This window comes from Ornithinimicrobium cavernae (assembly GCF_003121625.1).
Classification (GTDB): Bacteria; Actinomycetota; Actinomycetes; order Actinomycetales; family Dermatophilaceae; genus Ornithinicoccus; species Ornithinicoccus cavernae.
This window is the reverse complement of record NZ_QDDJ01000008.1, coordinates 62,373-80,215: the sequence shown is the minus strand read 5'-3', so window position 1 is coordinate 80,215 and position 17,843 is coordinate 62,373. Positions and strand designations below refer to the sequence as shown.

The 17,843-nt window shown below is 71.2% G+C and carries 16 protein-coding genes; 8 read left to right on the top strand and 8 right to left on the bottom strand.

Features of this window, described 5'->3' with window-relative positions; translation table 11 throughout:
- The first annotated feature begins 67 nt into the window (after positions 1–67).
- Positions 68–661 carry a P-loop NTPase family protein gene (locus DA085_RS10620; protein WP_202619187.1) on the top strand — a complete coding sequence of 198 codons (594 nt, stop codon included), beginning with the start codon at positions 68–70 and terminating at the stop codon, positions 659–661.
- Positions 662–755: 94 nt separating this feature from the next.
- A complete protein-coding gene (locus DA085_RS10615; RefSeq protein WP_154402169.1) occupies positions 756–2,051 on the top strand; it encodes a hypothetical protein in 1,296 nt (431 codons plus the stop codon).
- 53 nt (positions 2,052–2,104) lie between these two features.
- Here DA085_RS10615 and DA085_RS10610 read toward each other — a convergent pair whose 3' ends face one another.
- A complete protein-coding gene (locus tag DA085_RS10610) occupies positions 2,105–4,546 on the bottom strand; it encodes a DNA gyrase/topoisomerase IV subunit A (protein ID WP_109472947.1) in 2,442 nt (813 codons plus the stop codon).
- Positions 4,547–4,655: 109 nt separating this feature from the next.
- Between DA085_RS10610 and DA085_RS10605 the strand changes: the two genes are divergently transcribed.
- Complete coding sequence (locus DA085_RS10605; protein WP_237565442.1) at positions 4,656–5,579, top strand: PfkB family carbohydrate kinase; 924 nt, start codon at positions 4,656–4,658, stop codon at positions 5,577–5,579.
- 32 nt (positions 5,580–5,611) lie between these two features.
- On the opposite strand, the gene DA085_RS10600 is transcribed toward DA085_RS10605, so the two are convergent.
- Complete coding sequence (locus DA085_RS10600) at positions 5,612–6,205, bottom strand: TetR/AcrR family transcriptional regulator (protein WP_109472945.1); 594 nt, start codon at positions 6,203–6,205, stop codon at positions 5,612–5,614.
- A 96-nt stretch (positions 6,206–6,301) separates the two neighbouring features.
- On the opposite strand from DA085_RS10600, the gene DA085_RS10595 reads away from it, so the two are divergent.
- Both DA085_RS10595 and DA085_RS10590 read left to right on the top strand, forming a co-directional pair.
- The gene (locus DA085_RS10595) at positions 6,302–7,321 is read left to right on the top strand and encodes an ABC transporter permease (protein ID WP_202619186.1); all 1,020 of its coding nucleotides are present in this window, start codon (positions 6,302–6,304) and stop codon (positions 7,319–7,321) included.
- A gap of 70 nt (positions 7,322–7,391) precedes the next feature.
- Positions 7,392–9,119, top strand: a complete 1,728-nt coding sequence (locus DA085_RS10590; protein ID WP_109472944.1) for a cell wall-binding repeat-containing protein — start codon at positions 7,392–7,394, stop codon at positions 9,117–9,119.
- Positions 9,120–9,145: 26 nt separating this feature from the next.
- On the opposite strand, the gene DA085_RS10585 is transcribed toward DA085_RS10590, so the two are convergent.
- The 6 genes from DA085_RS10585 to DA085_RS10570 all read right to left on the bottom strand — a co-directional run bounded on the left by DA085_RS10585 (position 9,146) and on the right by DA085_RS10570 (position 12,570).
- The gene (locus DA085_RS10585) at positions 9,146–9,799 is read right to left on the bottom strand and encodes a nitroreductase family protein (RefSeq protein ID WP_109472943.1); all 654 of its coding nucleotides are present in this window, start codon (positions 9,797–9,799) and stop codon (positions 9,146–9,148) included.
- A gap of 32 nt (positions 9,800–9,831) precedes the next feature.
- Positions 9,832–9,984: a hypothetical protein gene (locus tag DA085_RS20960; protein ID WP_154402168.1), complete on the bottom strand. Its 153-nt coding sequence runs from the start codon at positions 9,982–9,984 to the stop codon at positions 9,832–9,834.
- Between the two features lie 443 nt (positions 9,985–10,427).
- Positions 10,428–10,871: a hypothetical protein gene (locus DA085_RS20955; protein ID WP_154402167.1), complete on the bottom strand. Its 444-nt coding sequence runs from the start codon at positions 10,869–10,871 to the stop codon at positions 10,428–10,430.
- A 167-nt stretch (positions 10,872–11,038) separates the two neighbouring features.
- Positions 11,039–11,713 (bottom strand): hypothetical protein, encoded by a 675-nt coding sequence (locus tag DA085_RS10580; protein ID WP_109472942.1) that lies wholly within the window; start codon positions 11,711–11,713, stop codon positions 11,039–11,041.
- 369 nt (positions 11,714–12,082) lie between these two features.
- Positions 12,083–12,325: a toxin gene (locus tag DA085_RS10575; protein WP_109472941.1), complete on the bottom strand. Its 243-nt coding sequence runs from the start codon at positions 12,323–12,325 to the stop codon at positions 12,083–12,085.
- Positions 12,322–12,570 carry a DUF6290 family protein gene (locus DA085_RS10570; RefSeq protein ID WP_109473089.1) on the bottom strand — a complete coding sequence of 83 codons (249 nt, stop codon included), beginning with the start codon at positions 12,568–12,570 and terminating at the stop codon, positions 12,322–12,324. Before DA085_RS10570 ends, DA085_RS10575 begins: the two co-directional genes overlap by 4 nt.
- Positions 12,571–13,056: 486 nt before the next feature.
- Between DA085_RS10570 and DA085_RS10565 the strand changes: the two genes are divergently transcribed.
- The 3 genes from DA085_RS10565 to DA085_RS10555 all read left to right on the top strand — a co-directional run bounded on the left by DA085_RS10565 (position 13,057) and on the right by DA085_RS10555 (position 17,756).
- Positions 13,057–13,602 carry an RNA polymerase sigma factor gene (locus tag DA085_RS10565; RefSeq protein ID WP_109472940.1) on the top strand — a complete coding sequence of 182 codons (546 nt, stop codon included), beginning with the start codon at positions 13,057–13,059 and terminating at the stop codon, positions 13,600–13,602.
- A complete protein-coding gene (locus tag DA085_RS10560; RefSeq protein WP_109472939.1) occupies positions 13,599–15,011 on the top strand; it encodes a beta propeller repeat protein in 1,413 nt (470 codons plus the stop codon). The genes DA085_RS10565 and DA085_RS10560 overlap by 4 nt, the downstream gene beginning before the upstream one ends.
- Positions 15,012–15,119: 108 nt before the next feature.
- Positions 15,120–17,756 (top strand): bifunctional acetate--CoA ligase family protein/GNAT family N-acetyltransferase, encoded by a 2,637-nt coding sequence (locus DA085_RS10555; protein WP_109472938.1) that lies wholly within the window; start codon positions 15,120–15,122, stop codon positions 17,754–17,756.
- Positions 17,757–17,843 lie beyond the last annotated feature (87 nt).

The window sequence follows — 17,843 nt, the reverse complement described above, 5'->3', positions numbered from 1 at the left end:
ACGCTCCAGCGGAGCGGCCGTGACGATGGCACCCGTTGGGAGCTGACGGGGGTGACAGGATGCCGTGGTGGAGGGAACGAGGGCGCAGCGGATCATGGTCTACGGCGTGACCGGGTCGGGCAAGACGTCCCTGGCCAGGCAGATCGGGGAGTCGACCGGATTGCCCTGGCACTCGGTCGACGACGAGATCGGCTGGTTGCCCGGGTGGACCCTGCGTCCTCCGGAGGAACAGCGCCAGCGTGCCGAGGAGCTCTGCGCGGGGGAGACGTGGGTGCTCGACACGGCCTACGGCGCGTGGCTCGACGTGCCGCTGGCGCGGGTGGACCTCATCGTGGCCCTCGACTACCCGCGGTGGTTCTCCCTGCAGCGCTTGATCCGGCGCACCGTCTCGCGAGCCGTGACGCAGCAGGAGATGTGCAACGGCAACACCGAGACGTGGCGGCAGGTCCTCTCCCGCGAGTCGATCATCATCTGGCACTTCCGCAGCTGGGCCCGCAAGCGGGACCGGATCCGGAGCTGGGCCGCCGACCCGCAGAGCGTGGTGCAGCGGGCCACTGCCGGCGGGTCGCTGCCCCACCGCGAGCCGCCTGACGTGGTGCACCTGCGCAGTGCGCGACAGACCAGGCAGTGGCTCCGCACCCTGGCGCCGGTGCGTGGATGACCCGACCCGAGCGGCACCGATCGCACGGAACCAGCGGGCGGTCGTTCCCGTCGACAGTGGGACAGGACACGATCACAGGACGAGAGGCAACCAGGTGAGCCAGCAGGACGGTCAGGAACTGACGCCGGCGCAACGTCGCCGCGCCGCGCGACGGCTACGGCGCTGGCTGGGGACCGGGCCGATGGACACCCTCCTGGGGGTCCGGGGCGCTGAAGCGGTGGACCGGTTGCTGGCCAACCACCCCGTCGTGACCGGCGAGAGCGTCCAGGACGGGCTGGACCTGCTCGCGGACCGGCGCCGGACGCACCCCGAGGGGCTGGCTGTCGAGCGGTGGGGGCGCCGCCTGTCGCGGCTGTTCGGCGTCGTCCTCGTGCTCCTGGGGGTGGCCGGGGCGCTCCTCGTCGTGGCCGTGATCTGGGCGGACAGCCAGGACGTGCAGTTCGAGGAGTTCGCCGCCCGGATCGGGGTGAGCGGTGCGGCGCTGGTCGTGCCGGCGCTGGTCCTCCTGGCGCTCGCGGTCGTCCTGACGTGGGTGAGCACCACCTGGCGGCACGTCATCGCGCTCGGTGAGGCACGGCATACGGTCCGGTGGGCGGCCGACCGACCCGGCCAGCTGGGCCGCGGGCTGCCGGTCGTTGAGCCGTTCAGCGGGTTCACGCCCTGGTGCGTCGGCCCAGCCGTGATCCTGTGGGTCCTGGCAGCTCTCACGCTGATCTTCACGGCCTGGCTCGCCGGCGAGGGCGACTTCGGTCTGCTCGATCCACTCCTGGTCGGTGTGGGGCTGGGGCTGGCCGGCTGGCTCTGTCTGCGCGGTGCCCGGGCGCTGCGCCACACGGCCACCGTCGCCTCCGAGCACCTGCTCCTGCTGCGGCCGCGGGAGCGCGGGCTGCGGATGACCCCGGCGACGGCCCTGCGCGAACGGTTCCTGGACCTGCGCGAGGGAGGCACCCTGCTCGGCCGGACGTTCACCTATGCCGCGGAGTGGACCGTCTATCCGCTCACCACGCAGCTGACCGTGCAGGAGCTCACGCGTCTGCGCGAGCAGTCCGACCACGACCTCGAGACGGAGCGCGAACTCGTCGGGTCGCCCGAGCAGGCCCCGGTGGTGACGGTGGAGAAGCCGGGTGAGGAGTCGACCCTGGTCGGCTCCTTCGAGAGGGAGTATGCCGGGGGCTGGCTCGTCGCGGAGGCGCGCAGCCGGGAGCGTGAGCACGTCTGGGTGGTGGTGCGGGACAGGCCGGAGCGCTTCGCGGCCGAGGTGCTGCCGCTGTTCGGCGACCGGCACGGGCTGGAGCCCGGCAGCATCAGGCTGCTGGACGAGCCGCAGCAGGTGCCGACCGACGGTGCGTGGGTCGATGAGTGGGCCGAGACCCGATCCGCTGGACGCTAGCCGCTCGCGGGCGTCGGCCGTGGCCTCCCGCTGACGAGGTCCTGACGCCGGTCTCAGTGGATGGCGGTGATGGGCGCGCCCGCCTGGGTGCCCGACCCGTCCCGCTTGCCAGTGGCCTCGGGCAGCTCGACCGGCACGCCGTTGCCGGAGGCGGCCATCGCGGGAGCAGCGCCGACCCAGCCGAGCAGCAGCGTGTCCTCGCCGCGCAGGAAGCGGTGGCACCGGACGCCGCCGGTCGCGCGACCCTTGGCCGGGTACTCGGCATACGGCGTCACCTTGACCGAGCCGGTCTGTGTGCCCGGCAGCGAGCCGCTGCTCCCCGAGACCGTGACCACGACGTTGTCCCCGGACGGGTCCACCGCCCAGAACCCGACGACCGAGGCACCGGCCGAGAGCTTGACGCCGGCGATGCCACCCCCGCTGCGGCCCTGGGGCCGCACGCCGGAGGCACTGAAGTGGAGCAGCTGCGCGTCGTCGGTGACGAACACCAGGTCCTCCTCGCCGGTGGTCAGCTCCACCGCGCCGACGACCTGGTCGCCGTCCTTGAGCGAGATGACCTCGAACTCGTCCTTGTTGCCGGGGTAGTCCGGGTTGACCCGCTTGACCACGCCCTGCCTGGTCCCTAGCGCCAGCCCCGGTCCCTCGTCCGCGAGCGAGCACAGCGCCAGGGGGAGGGCGCCGGCGGGCAGGTCGACGAACGCCGCGAGCGGGGCCCCGCCGGAGAGGGTGGGGGCGCCGTTGGTCGGTGGCAGGGTGGGCAGCTCGAGCGCGGACAGGCGCACGACCGTGCCGGCCGAGGTCACGACCCCCACCGAGCCGCGGGCCGTGGTGCGCACCGCGGAGACGATGACGTCGTGCTTGCGCCGTGAGCCGCCGGTGCCCAGCGGCTCGTCGGTGGAGGTGCGGGCGAGCAAGCCGGTGGAGCTGAGCAGCACCCAGCACGGGTCGTCGGCGACCTCCAGGGGGGTGCTCGCGGCCGCGGTGGCGGACATGCCGTCCGACTCCAGCAGCACCGTGCGGCGAGGCGTCCCGTGGGTCTTGGCGACCTCGGCGAGCTCGTCGGACACGACCTTGAGCAGGAGCGCACGGTCCTCGAGGATCGCCGAGAGCCGCTCGATCTCGCGGAGCAGCTCGTCGCGCTCGGTCTCCAGCTCGATGCGGGAGAACTTGGTGAGCCGGCGCAGCTGCAGCTCCAGGATGTAGTTGGCCTGCAGCTCGGAGAGGTCGAAAACCTGCATCAGCCTGGCACGGGCCGCCGCGGCGTCGTCGCTGCCGCGGATGAGCTGGATGACCTCGTCGATGTCCAGGATCGCGACGAGCAGGCCCTCGACCAGGTGCAGGCGCTCCTGCTTGCGCCGGAGGCGGTACTCCGTGCGGCGCCGCACCACGTCGGTGCGGAACTCGACATAGACCCGGAGGAGCTCCTTGAGCCCGAGGGTGCGCGGCTGGCCCTCCACGAGCGCCACGTTGTTGATCCCGAAGCTCTCCTCCATCGGGGTCAGCTTGTAGAGCTGGGCCAGGACCGCCTCGGGGTTGAAGCCGTTCTTGATCTCGATGACCAGGTGGAGGCCCTTGGTCCGGTCGGTGAGGTCGGTGATGTTGGAGATGCCCTGCAGCTTCTTGCCCTGCACCAGGGTGCGGACCTTCTCGATGACCTTCTCCGGGCCCACCAGATAGGGCAGCTCGGTGACCACGATGCCCTTGCGACGCGCGGTGATGTTCTCGATGCGTGCGCTCGCGCGCGTCTTGAAGGACCCCCGCCCGGTCTCGTAGGCGTCGCGGATGCCGTCCAGGCCCACGATCCGGCCGCCGAGCGGCAGGTCCGGTCCGGGCACGAAGCGCATCAGGTCATCCAGCGTGGCGTCGGGCTGGGCGATCAGGTGCCGGCACGCGGCGATGACCTCGACCAGGTTGTGCGGAGCCATGTTGGTCGCCATGCCGACCGCGATGCCGGAGGCGCCGTTGACCAGCAGGTTCGGGAAGGCGGCGGGCAGCACCTCGGGCTGCATCAGCTGGTCGTCGTAGTTCGGGACGAAGCCGACCGTCTCCTCGTCCAGGCTGCTGGTCATCAGCAGCGCGGCCGGTGCCGGACGGGCCTCGGTATAGCGGCTGGCGGCGGGACCGTCGTCGAGCGACCCGAAGTTGCCGTGCCCGTCAACGAGCGGCAGCCGCATCGTGAACGGCTGTGCCATGCGCACCAGCGCGTCATAGATCGCCGTGTCGCCGTGGGGGTGGTACTTACCCATCACGTCACCGACGACCCGCGAGCTCTTGACGTGTCCCTTGTCCGGCCGCAGCCCCATCTCGTGCATGCCGAACAGGATCCGGCGCTGCACCGGCTTCAGGCCGTCACGGGCGTCGGGCAGCGCCCGGGAGTAGATGACCGAGTAGGCGTACTCCAGGAACGCTCCCTGCATCTCGTCCCGGACGTCGATGTCGATGATCTTCTGCTCGACGTCGAACAGGTCCGGGCCGGGTGGGGTGCGGCGCGCCATACTTCGAGGGCCTCCGTGGGGTCGGGTGGGTGCGTGGAACGCCCCTGATCGTATGTCGTCCGTCGCGTCATCCCGGGGAGGCGCCGCTCGCGGGCCTACAGTGCTGCGCGTGAACAGGGTGATCCACACCGGTCAGGCCCTCGTCGACCTCGTGGTGGAGGTCGGGACGATCCCGAGGCGCGGCGGCAACGTGATGGCACAGTCCTTCACCCGGTATGCGGGGGGCTCGGTGAGCGTGCTCGCGGCGGCCGCCCGCTCGGGAGCCCGGGCCGTCCATGCCGGGGCGCACGGGACCGGGCCCAACGGCGACCTGGTCCGGGCGGCGCTGGCCGCGGAGGGCGTCGGGTTGTCGGCTCCTCCGGTCGGGGACGCCGACACGGCCGTGTGTGTGGTGCTGGTCGAGCCGAGCGCCGAGCGCACCTTCGTCACGACGCTGGGGGCCGAGCGGCAGATCACCGTGGAGGGCCTGGGCCTGTCGGCGCCCGTCGCGGGGGACCTGGTGTGCGTGACCGGCTACAGCCTGCTGGAGCCGACCCGCGACCCGCTGCTGCAGTGGCTGGAGTCGCTCGTGCCCGGGGTGGCGGTCGTGCTCGACCCGGGCGCGGCGTTCGCATCGCTGGAGGCACCGGTGCGCGACCGGATGCTGGCTCTCACCGACGTGTGGACCAGCAACGCCGAGGAGGCCCACGAGCTGACCGGGTTGGCGGAGCTGACCTCCACGCTGCCGCGGATCGCGGAGTCGCTGCCCGCCGGTGCGCTGGTGATCGTGCGGGACGGGCCCGAGGGCTGCCACCTCCTCGCCGACGGGCGGGTGGAGCACCTGCCCGGGTACCCGCAGGAACCGGTCGACACCAACGGTGCCGGCGACGCGCACACCGGAGTGCTGGTGGCCGAGCTCGCGGCGGGGACCGACCCGCAGACGGCCTGCACACGGGCCAACGCGGCAGGGGCGATCAAGGTGACCCGCCGCGGTCCCGCCACGGCGCCGACCGCGGCCGAGATCGACGCCTTCCTCGCCGCCGCCCACTCCTGACCGAGCGCACGGCGTGGAGCGCTCGCGGCCGCTCAGTGCCGCAGCGCCGCGTAGCCTGCCGCGTAGTCCTCCGGGGTGACGTCCTGGGTGACCAGGCGCTGCAGCACGAAGCCCGGCATCACGCCGAACAGTGACCTGGCGACGACCTCCGGGTCAGCGTCCGGGTCGATCAGTCCGGCGGCCTGCTGCGCGACCACCACCTCGGCATACGCGCCCCTGATCTGACGGATCCGGCCGGCCACGGCTGCCCGGACCGACTCGTCGCGGACGGCCTCGGCCCACGCCGCCACCGCCACGCGCGTGAGGTCGACCGGCCCCGCCTCCGCCCGCTCGACGATCGTGGTCGTCAGCAGGCGGGTCACCTCGACGGGGGAGGGGACCGGGTCCATCGCCTGGATCTGACCGATGGCCTGGTTCAGGTAGCCGAGGGCGTGGTCGGCGATGGCCAGGATCAGCTCCTCCTTGCTGCGGAAGTAGCCATACACCGCCCCAGCGGACAGCCCCGAGGCCTTGATCACATGAGCCATCGTCGTCTTGTGGAAGCCCTCCTCGGCGACACACGTGATGGCGGCGAGCAGGATCTGCTCGCGGCGGGCCTGGCGGTGCTCGTCGGTGACCTTGGGCATGCCTGACCCTAAAACCGAACAATCGTTCTTGACAAGTGCCGGAGGCAGGAGGACAGTGGATTAAACAGAAGGAACGTTCGTTTACGAGGAGGAATCATGGCACTGCAGCTTCAGGAGCAGGACCGCCACGACGGTGGGGGACGGGAGGTCGCAACCGCTGCGGGAGGTGGGGAGCCGACGCAGTGGTCCCGGATCGCGGCGCTCGCCGTCGGGGTCGCGACCCTGCTGTTCGTGATCGGGACGGCCTTCGCGTGGCCCGCCGTGAACGCCGGTCCGCGGGATCTGCCGGTCGCGGTCGTGGCACCACCGGCGGTCGCCGAGCAGATCGGTGGCGCGCTGGCCCAGGGTGCGGGCGAGGGCGCCTTCGACCTGCGCCCGGTCGCGGACCGGGCGGCAGCCGAACAGGCGATCGCCGACCGTGAGGTCTACGGGGCGATCGTCCTCGGCCCCGGCGGTGGGGAGCTGCTGACGGCCACGGCAGCCAGCCCGGCCGTCGCCCAGCTGCTCGGGCAGTTCGCCGCGAACGTGCCACCCCAGGTCGGCGGCCCGCTGCCGGTGACCGATCTCGTGCCCCTTCCTGCAGACGACCAGCGGGGGGCCGGCCTGGCCTCAGCCGTGCTGCCGCTCGTCATCGCCGGGATCATCTCGGGGGCGGCCAGTGCCCTCGCCGTACGCGGCCGTGGTCGACAGCTCTCGACCCTGGCCGTGCTGGCGGTGGCCGGAGGCCTCGTGCTCGGCGCCGTGAGCCAGCTGTGGCTGGGCGCCCTGGGCGGGTCCTACTGGGCCAACGCGGGCGTGCTGGCCCTCGGGATCGCGTCGGTCGGGGCAGTGGTCCTCGGGCTGGTGCGGCTGATCGGCTACGCCGGGATCGGGCTCACGGCGCTGGTGATGGTGCTGCTCGGCAGCCCGCTGTCCGGTGCCCAGTCGGCCCCGGAGATGCTGCCGGCGGGTTGGGGTACGCTGGGGCAGCTCCTGCCTCCCGGAGCCACCGGCACCGCCCTGCGCTCGGTGGCGTGGTTCGACGGCGCAGCGTCCGGGCCGGCGTTCCTGGTGCTGTCCTGCTGGCTGACCGCTGGTCTGCTGCTGCTCCTGCTGCCGGCCCGTTCGAGGGCGTGACCGGAGGCGGTCGTTCGAGGCGTGACCGGGGGATCACCAACCGAGCGACCGCCTGCGGCGTCCCACGGGTATGAAGACCTTTCGCTCACTGGCGACCGGCGCGTTCGCGACGGTGCTCGTGCTGGCCTGCAGCCTGACCCAGGGGTCGGCCGCAGACTCGTCCTCGGCGGCTGGAGCCGCACCCACGGCAGGGGACCTGGGGTTCTCGGTCGAACGTCTGGCCGGCTCCGACCGCTACGCCACCGCGGCCGACATCAGCCGCGAGTTCTTCGACCCGGGGGTCCCCGTGGCCGTCGTCGCCACGGGCGCCAACTTCCCCGACGGGCTCGCCGCGGGACCGGTGGCCGACGAGCTCGGCGGTCCGGTGCTGTTCGTCACCCGGGACTCCGTCCCGGCTGCCACCCGTGCGGAGCTGGTCCGGCTCAGGCCCCAGGAGATCGTGGTGGTCGGCGGCCTGGAGGTCATCTCCTCACCGGTGCGCTCGACCCTCGACGGCCTGACCGACGGCACCGCCCGTCGTCTCGCCGGGCCCTCGCGCTACGACACGGCTGCCCGGCTGTCGGCGCACGCCTTCCCTGGTGGGGCGGACATCGCCTACCTCGCCACCGGCACCGCCTTCCCGGACGCCCTCACGGGCGGCGCGGCCGCCGGCATCCAGGGCGCACCCATGCTGCTCACCTCGCCGACGTCGCTGCACCCGGCGGCCCGTGCCGAGCTGGAGCGGCTCGCCCCGGACCGGATCATGCTGCTGGGCGGCACCGCGTCGCTCTCAACCACCGTGGCGCAACAGGCCGCCGAGATCGCCACCGTCGAACGGGTCGCGGGTGACGACCGCTACAGCACGGCCCTCGCGGTGTCCCAGCGGGTGTTCGGGACCGACCGCCCCGCGGTCATGCTCGCCACCGGTCGGGGCTGGCCCGACGCGCTGGCTGCCGGCGCGACCGCCCGGCACACCCGCGGTCCGATCCTGCTCACGACGGGGTCGCGCCTGTCGGCCGGCACCAACGCCGAGCTGACCCGCCTGAGCCCGAACACGGCATACGTCCTGGGTGGCCGGTCCGCCCAGAGCAACGAGGTGCCCCGCCTGGTCCAGAAGAGACTGGGAGTGTGCTGGTCCGGGACCCGGCCGTCCACCGGCAGCCAGGAGACGATCACCAGCGTCCCCGGCGCCACCCGGCAGATCGCGTTCACCCTCGACATGGGCGGCCGGCTGACGGGCGCCGACGAGATCGTCGACTTCCTGGTCGAGCACCAGGTGTGCACGACGTTCTTCCCGACGAGCATCATGGCCAACAGTCCCGAGGGACGACCCATCATGGCCAGGATCGCGGCGCACCCCGAGCTGTTCGAGCTCGGCAACCACACCGTGCACCACTGCGACCTGGTCAACGGCGGTGGCGGGTCGCCGACGACGGCCCCCTGCCAGGTGGCGATGACCAGGTCCTTCGTGCAGCACGAGCTGACCGACGCCGAGCCCGTCCTCGAGAACCTCAGCGGGATGCCGACCAACCCCTACTGGCGGCCGCCGTTCGGCTCGCACAACTCCACCGTGCGCGGCTGGCTCGCGGACGTGGGCTACACCAAGACCGTGATGTGGTCGCGCGACACGATCGACTGGCACCCGGACACGACGACCCAGCAGATCGTCAACCGCACCACGGTGCCGGCGCCGCCCGCGGGCACGATCGTGCTGGCCCACCTCGGTGGCTACCGGACCCCGGACGCGCTGCCGGTGATCGTGGACACGCTGCGGTCGCAGGGCTACACGTTCACCACGGTGTCAGACCTGCGGGACTGACCGCTCCTCCCGCCGCACCCGCCGGGTCACCCGGTCGGTGCGGCGGGGGAGTATGCCGCTCGGTCGAGGTGGAGCGGCGTGCCGAACGTCCCGGCGTGGGCCACCTGCGACACCTCGCGCCGGCCCCGCTTCAGGCTCGGACTCTTGCGGTCGGGAGCCGGGTAGCCCAGGGAGACGACCCCCACCAGGTTGCGGTCGGGCGGGATCTGCAGCGCCGCGCGCACGGCGTCGAGGCGCTCCACCGGAACGCCGAAGAACAGCCCGCCGAGCTCCTCGTCGACCGCGGTCAGCAGCATGAGCAGCGCGGCCATGCCGGTGTCGACGTCCCAGTAGGGGACCGGCCAGCGTGCGGCGTCCCGGTCGGCCCAGCCCTTGTCCGGCTCGGCATAGCGGTCCAGGTAGGCGTCGGGGCTCGAGCAGCAGACGATCAGGCACGGCGCCCTCCGTATGCCGCGCAGCCAGTTGTCCGGCTCCCTCGCCGGGTCGGTTGTCGCCTCCCAGAACGTGTCCCGCTCGGCCTCCGTGCGGAGCACGACGAAGTCCCAACCCTGGGAGAACCCTGCGCTCGGCGCGCGGACCGCGTGGTCCAGCACCCGGGCCAGGACCTCCTCGGGCACCGGTCGCTCGGGGTCGTAGTTGCGGACCATCCGGCGGGACCGGACCACCTCGGAGAACTCCATGGGTCCATGCAATCATCCGGTGGCGTGGCGCGTTACAGCCCGCCGATGTGTCGGCTGACCGCGGAGGCGCCGATCTCCACGGCCAGGCCGCGTCCGGCGCTGCCCAAGTACGCCGCCGTCTTCTTGAGCCAGCCGCTTCGCTCGGGAGCCTCTGCCCTCGTCGCCGCGTGCTTAAGGGCTTGCACGAGGCGATAGGCCATCGATTCCGCGCTCGGCCACGCCCCGAGTGTTCGGCGAGCTCGCTCTGTGGGTGCGCCTTCCGCGGCATTGAGAACCACCACCGGTATCTCGTCGCTCATCAAGGGCCGTCCCGGCGCGTCGTCACCCGAGCCCGATCACACGCTGTCGAGCCACAAAGCTCCATCACCTATGCAGGGACGACGGGCCCCGGGCACCGGCCCCACTCGACGTACAACACGTCCCGCTGATGTGCGGGCATACCGGATTTAGTCGTTCCGGCCGAGCCCCTGAAGGATTCTGCTGGCCTCGGTCGCGAGCTGCGGGTCGTTCGCGTAACGCTCGATGACCTTCCGCCCTGCGCTCGCGCCCATACGGTTACCAATGCGGTTCACGGGCCGGAGGAAGTAGATCCGCGTCTCGCCCAGTGCCTCGTTTTCGAGGATCGCGATCAGGTCCGCGTAAGGGGTTCGACGGCGCAGCCGCCCAATGTCGCGGCTAGACCGTCGCGCGCCTCTGCACGCTCCTCTACGAGATAGAGGCTGAGTAGTTCTTGCCAATGCCTACGCGCGGCGGTCTTGGTGAACCCTCGTGCAATGCCGTTGAGTATTCTGTCGGGGTAGTCCAACTGGAGGTGTTTCACCAGAAGCGGATACGCCGTCTCGCCTAGTTCAGGGTGTTGGTGCAACTCCCAGATCGAGCCCACCGAGATCCCAGCGGCCCGAAGGTCGTCTACCAACGGCCGTTCGGCGCGCTCAAGTTCTCCACGCCGGGCCCGACGCTCCGCTTCGTGACGATCAACGCTGGCCCGGTACTCCGGATCGGTGCGATACCGACCTTCGAGCTCCTGCCTGAGATCGGCTGCGCTGACCGCTCCGCGGCGTGGCGACGACATGCCTGAAGTCTCCCACCACGGTGGCTGACGATCTACCGCCAATTTCCGCACAACTCTCGGCACGACAGCGCGGAACGCGGCAGATCCGGTTGTTAGCCCCCGGTTAGGTCTCCTCATATCAGGAGACTGTGCCGTGCCCTTCCAATCGGCGCGGGCGGCTGTGAGACTTAGGGCTCTGAGGCTGTTCGGTCGCTGAGGGTGAATTGGCCACAGATCGTGTTCGGGAAGTCCTCGGTGACCAGGCATGCGAGGTATTGACCCTCCGGGATATGAGTGGGCAGGCCTACTGCTATCGCTCTCGCGTGTTCCATCGCTGCTGGTTCGGTGGAGTCGTTGCCCAGGCTGTTCCCGGTGAGTGCATCCGCCTGCGCCGCGGATGGCACGAGTCGAGCCACGTGGTCGTAGCCTTCGTCGCGAGAGAATCTTGAGTAGATGTCGATGCCGGGTGACTCCTCAGGGAGCTTGCTGCTGGGCAGTTGCATATGGAGGGTTCGGCTCTGCGTAGGCTCGGCTATGCGAAGGGAGAGAAAACGCTCTCGCTCGGAGGCACCCGGTTCTAGGTCGAAGATGGTGCACGGTTTGGGGACGCCGTAGGAATCAACTGACCACAACCCCTCGCCCCAGGTGTAGGCAGTCAGTGAAGTGCCGCCAGGTCCAGGCGCGAACCGGACGGCCTTGGCGCCCTCAAGGCCGACGTCCACGGTCTCTTCGGGGTCAGAGCTCTCAAGGTGCTCAATGAGTGCTGGGCGATAGTCAGCCCATTGAGAACCGGGCAGGAGGCGCGTGACCATGTCCGAGAGCGATGTGTATACCCCCGGTCGTCCCGCGAGCAGGCCGATCATCTCGGTGCCCTCCTCCTGGACTCCATGGCCGCAGCGCGGCTCCTGTTCCCACCAGGGCCGTGCGGGGTCACGGTAAGGCAGGTCTATGACTGGCGGAGCCGACGAGGCGGCGAGGTCGCTTTCCGGGCTGACCCTCGTGTGAGTGGCCGAGCCACAGCCGTTCAACAGCGCTACCGCACACACGGCAAGCGTGGCCAGGAAGGGGCACGTCACCCATGACCTCATGGCAGTCTGACGCCCATAAGGTCGCTGCGGTTCCGACAGTGCTCCCCCATCCAGGGGTCCCTCGAAAGCGCCTTCGAGACGAATAGGACGCTACGAGCACAAGGATCAATGACCTGGCGCAGAGCGGTAGTTGCATGCCCTGGATCAGGGCAGAAGTTCCCAGAACTGCCGTCGGGCTGGCATCGCGTGGATGACCATCTCGTCGCCGCTCTTGAAGATCAGGACAACGGTCTCTAGCAACCGTGCCTGAGTGTCGAAGCCGAGCCGCAGCTCGCGGTGCGGCCACTCCTCTTCCTCCAGGGGCTCGATCCATAACGATAGGTCGGCAGCCTGGACCGCGTCCTCGGGGAGCACGCAGTGCTTGAGCGCGCTGCGGTGGACCTTCACGCGGCGTAGCCGGCCAGGGCCCGTCGGATCGCTTCGGAACGGGACAGGTGCTCCCGTTGGGCGTAGGCGTCCAGTGCCGCGATCTCTTCGGCTGTGAGTCGCACAGCGATCACCTGCATGGGCCCAGCTCCCCGGCCGGGACGTCCTCGCCCGCGACGCTTCAGCTCCTCGACGTCGTACCCAGCCTCGGCCTCATCCGCCCACTGCTGGATCTGCTCGTCAGTTACCTGCTCGTCACCCACCATGACAAAATCGTATAACGAAAAGCCGAGGAGGGGAAGAAGTAACGTCCGACTCTCGGCGAGACCGATCCCCAGCATGGTCGGACGCTACGCGCCCACAGCGGCAGAGTCGGATACGACCGTGTCGGCGGCGTAGATGTCGTCTTGGAGCCCCGCATCGTTCTCAGAGCGTGAAATAGCCGGCTCGAAGAACGCTTGGCGGCTCCAAGACCACATCCGGAGGCCGAGGGAGCACGTCCGACACTCGGCATGTCAGTGAAATCACGACCATCAGCAACCGGTTTCACGCGCAGCCCCTCCACGTCGGATACCCGGATTCCGGGCAGACGTTCGGGGCAGGTAGCACCTCGATATTCCGGGCAGATCAAGCGCCTGGGCGTCTGACCGTTCGCTCCAGAGCCAGGTGGGCTGGGCGGGTGTGACCCGCGCGTGTCGTGACCGACGGGCTCCGGTTCCAACCACGGGGGTCGGTGCGGCGTCATACTCAACATGACAGCAGTCCTGACCGCCGCCCGGGTGATCGGAGGCCACGTGCCAGGCACCGCCGACCCCGTCGCGGGAGCAGTCCGCGAGGTCTTCGTGGCGCACTACGGGCAGCTGGCCGGCTGGGCGGGGCACCTGGTGGGGGACCGGGACCTGGGGCATGACCTGGCCACGGAGGCCTTCACGCGGCTGCTGTCGCACTGGCACCGGGTGGACGACCCCCGCCCGTGGCTCTATGCCACCACCAGCAACCTGGTGCGCGACCACTGGCGCAAACGCGGCCGCGAGGCCAGCGCCTACGAGCGCTTCCAGGGCGGCCGACCGGCGCCGGACGAGACCGCACCGGGCCCGGACCACGCGCAGCGGCTGAGCGTCCGCGAGGCGGTCGAGGCCCTGCCGGACAGGCTGCGGCTGCCGGTGCTGCTGTTCTACTTCGCCGACCTGTCGGTGGCCGAGGTGGCCCGGCAGGTGGGCCGGTCCGAGGGGGCCGTCAAACGGGACCTGTATGACGCGCGGTCCCGTCTCGCGACGACGCTGGAGGAGGCGCGATGACCGGCAGGCAGCCCGGGACGGGCGGGAACGGGCGCGACCCCGTGGAGGAGTTCTTCGCCGCCCACCGGGCACAGGTCCGGGAGGAGCCGGCCGACGAGGTCGCCTGGCGGCGGATCCGCGACGGGCGGCAGGGGGCCAGGTCGGCACGCCGTGGTGCGTGGACCGGAGCGCTGGTGGCCGCCGCCGCGGCCCTGGGGCTCGTGTTCGGTCCCAGCCTGCTGCCGGACACCGAGGAGCCGAATCTGGCCGGGCCGGGCCCCTCGGCCACGGATCCGAGCGGTGGGTCCTCCACCGCGTCAGAGGACCCGACGGGTGAGGACACCCAGGCCCCGACGGACGAACTGATCCCCGACCCGGTGGTGGTCACGACACCGGTGCCCGAAGGCGGACTTCCGGCCGACGGCAGGTTCACCGACGTGACCACCGCCGACCCGGAGCCCGCGACGGACAGCGGCCAGCGGTACGCGATCGTCATGCACCCGTGCAGCACGAGGGGGTGGTGCTCCGTGCTGGCTGACTCCGCCGACGGTGGCACCACCTGGGCACCCCGGGCGGACCTGGCGGAGCTGGGGATGGTGCACCGGGTGCTCTTCGCCGACCACGGCCGCGGGTGGGTCTGGGGCGACAAGGCGCCGGTGTGGACGACGACCGACGGGGGTCGGACCTGGAGCGGCATCGACACCGGTGCCGGCTCCGTGACGGACCTGGCGCTGCAGGGTGACGAGCTGATCGTCGCGACGAGCACCTACGACGACTGCGCCCGCACCACGTGCCTGCTGCCGAGTGGCTCGGTGCTGCTCACCGACCCCACCGGCATCCTGTGGGCGCAGGACGTCGTGCGCGACCTGGGCCCGGTGGAGAGCGCGGAGATCATCGGCGCCGCCGGCGGGCGCTACGTCGTGGCGCTCGGCGAGGAGGGGCGGGTGAGTGAGGTGCTGCGGCTCCAGGAGGGACGGCTCGAGTCCACCGCCGAGCTGGGCTCGTGCGAGGACGGGCCGGTCGCGGTCACGGCCTCGGTCGACAGCCCCGACCACCTGTGGGCGCTGTGCGAGGACCAGCGCGGCCTTGCCCTGCACGAGACCGACAACGGCGGGCGGACCTGGACTCCGGCGAATCTGACGGTGCCCTCGTTCGTGCTGGGGGAGCAGCCGCCGCTGCTGGCCTCCACCGGAGCCGGTCACCTGCTGCTCGTCGGGGAGGGCAACTACGCCGTCACGACCGACGGTGGTCAGACGTGGAGTGCAGAGGCCTTCCTGCCCGGGGCGGACGCCCGTCCCGAGCAGCTCGAGGCGACGATGTTCGGCGAGCTCATCGCCTACCCGACCCAGGACCAGGTGAGCGAGGAGCTGGCCTACTGGAGCTCGGTCGACGGTGGCCTGATCTGGGAGGTCGTCCGGCCGGGCGGCTGACCCCGCCCGGGTGACCGCCGCCGACCGGACGCCTCCCGGCACGCCCAGCCACACGGCATACGACCACTCGTCGCACGGCGGAGGGGCGGGATCGGGCATGCTGGGCCCATGACCGACGTGCCCCCCGGCTACCCGAGTGAGTGGGAGGCCGACGTCGTCCTGACCGACGGCTCGGTGGCACACGTCCGGCCGATCCGGCCCAGTGACGCCGAGCTGATCCACCAGTTCCACGCCCAGCAGTCCGAGGAGTCCATCTACCTACGGTTCTTCGCGCCGATCCGTCGCCTGTCAGACCGGGACGTGCACCGCTTCACGCACGTCGACTACGACAAGCGTGTCGCCCTGGTGCTGATCATCGCCGACGAGATCGCAGGCATCGGGCGCTACGACCGCTTCCGCGAGACCGACTGGACCTCCGCGGAGATCGCCTTCAATGTCGCCGACAAGCACCAGGGCAGGGGCATCGGGTCGGTGCTGCTGGAGCACCTGGCGGCGATCGGCCGGGAGACGGGAGTGCGCCTGTTCACCGCCGACGTGCTCCCGCAGAACCGCAAGATGATCAACGTCTTCCAGGACGCGGGCTACGAGGTGACCCACGAGTTCGACGACGGCGTGATCGCCGTGAGCTTCGCGATCGAGCCCACGGAGGCGTCCCGGGCGGTCGCCCTGGCCCGCGAGCACCGGTCCGAGGCCGTGAGTATGCGGCGGGTCCTGCACCCGTCGTCGGTCGTGGTGATCGGTGCGAGCCGACGGCCCGGTTCAGTTGGTGGAGCCCTCGTCCGGCACATGCAGGAGGGCGGGTTCTCCGGTGAGCTGTTCGTGGTGAACCATGCCGCGGAGGAGGTCGCGGGGCGTCGCGCCTGGGCCCGGGTCTCCGAGATCGGGCAGTCGATCGACCTCGCCGTGATCGCGGTCCCCGCCCCGGAGGTGCCCGACATCGTGCGGGAGTGCGCGTTCGCCGGCGTCGCGTCGGTGGTCGTGGTGAGCAGCGGGTTCGCCGAGTCGGGGGAGCAGGGGGCGGTCCTGCAGCGGCAGCTGCTGGAGACGGCGCGGGTGCACGGCCTGCGGGTCCTCGGACCCAACTCCTTCGGGCTGATCAACACCGGGCTCGGCTACAGCCTCAACGCCTCCCTCTCGCCGCGCATGCCGACGATGGGGTCCCTCGGGCTGTTCGCCCAGTCCGGTGCCCTGGCCATCGCCGTCCTCGCCTCGGCCGAGCGGCGCGGCCTGGGCATCTCCACCTTCGCCTCCGCCGGCAACCGGGTCGACATCTCCGGCAACGACCTGATGCAGTACTGGATCGACGACGAGGCCACCGCGGCCGTCGGCCTCTACCTGGAGTCGATGGGCAACCCCCGCAAGTTCACCCGCATCTCCCGGCAGCTCTCGAAGGTCAAGCCGGTGATCGTCGTCAAGAGCGGCACGGGCCAGCACGTGGTGCCCGGCCACACCGTCCGGGCGACCCGCGAGCGGCCCGAGGCCTTCGCCGAGATGCTCCGCCAGAGCGGCGTCATCCGGGTGGAGAACACCCACCAGCTCTTCGACGTGGCGCAGCTGGTCGTCCACCAGCCGCTGCCGGCGGGACGGTCGGTGGCGATCGTCACCAACTCCGACGCGCTGGGCACCCTGGCCGCGGACGCCGCGGAGTCCTGGGACCTGACGATCGGGCACGGGCCGGTCTCCCTCCCGACCACGGCCACGGTGCCGGAGTTCACCCGCGCGCTGGAGCAGGCCCTGGACGACCCGGCGGTGGACAGCCTGATCGCCTGCTTCATCCCGCCGATCGTCACCGCCGACACCGACGTGGTCTCCGCGGTCGAGGAGGCCGTCGCCGAGCGCGACAAGCCCTGTGTCGCCACGTTCCTCGGCATGCGCGGTGTCGCACCCGGCGGCTCGCTGCCGACCTACCCGATGCCCGAGGACGCCATCCGGGCGCTGGCCGCGGCCACCAACTACGCTGCGTGGCGCAACCGCGACCACGGCGAGCGGGTGCGCCCCGGCGGCGTCAACCGCCGTCGTGCGCACGACGTCATCGAGAGCGTGCTGGCCTCCGCGGGTGAGGGACGGGTGATGACCGACGAGGAGGTCAGCGCCCTGCTGCAGGCCTACGGGATCCCCGTGTGGCCCAGCATCCCGGTCGGGGACGCGCAGGAGGCCGCGCGCGTCGCCCAGGACCTGGGTCTGCCGGCCGTGGTCAAGGCGACGGACCCGGCCCTCCGACACGGCACCTTCCACCACTGGATCCGCACGGACCTGCAGACCGCGGAGTCCGTCGCCTCGGCCTACACGGCCCTGTCCCGGGTGCTCGCCCCCCGCGGGGCACAGGGCATTGCGGTCCAGTCGATGGCACCCACCGGGGTGGTCGTGGAGATCACCTCGGCCGAGGACCCGCTGTTCGGCCCGGTCGTGGGGTTCGGTGTGGCAGGCGTCCCCGCCGACCTGCTCGGCGACGTCGCGCACCGCTTCCCGCCGCTGACCGACACGGACGTGGCCGACATGGTCTCCGGGGTGCGGGCCGCTCCGCTGCTGGCCGGCTACCGCGGCACCGATCCTGTCGACCAGGTCGCCCTGCACGACCTGCTGGCCCGGGTGTCCGTGCTCGCCGACGACCTGCCCGAGGTGCAGCTGCTGCGGCTCAACCCCGTGGTGGCGCACTCCAGCGGCGTGGCGGTGCTGGGGGCCAGTGTCACGGTGGCGCGGGACACGGGCCGGGCCGACGCCGGTCGGCGCGCCCTCACCCGCTGAGCGAGCGGGGCCCCTGCGGGGGACGCGTTCGCGTGCGTCGGGGTGAGCGACGAGACCGCTGCGAAGGCCGGGTGCCTGCGAAGCGGC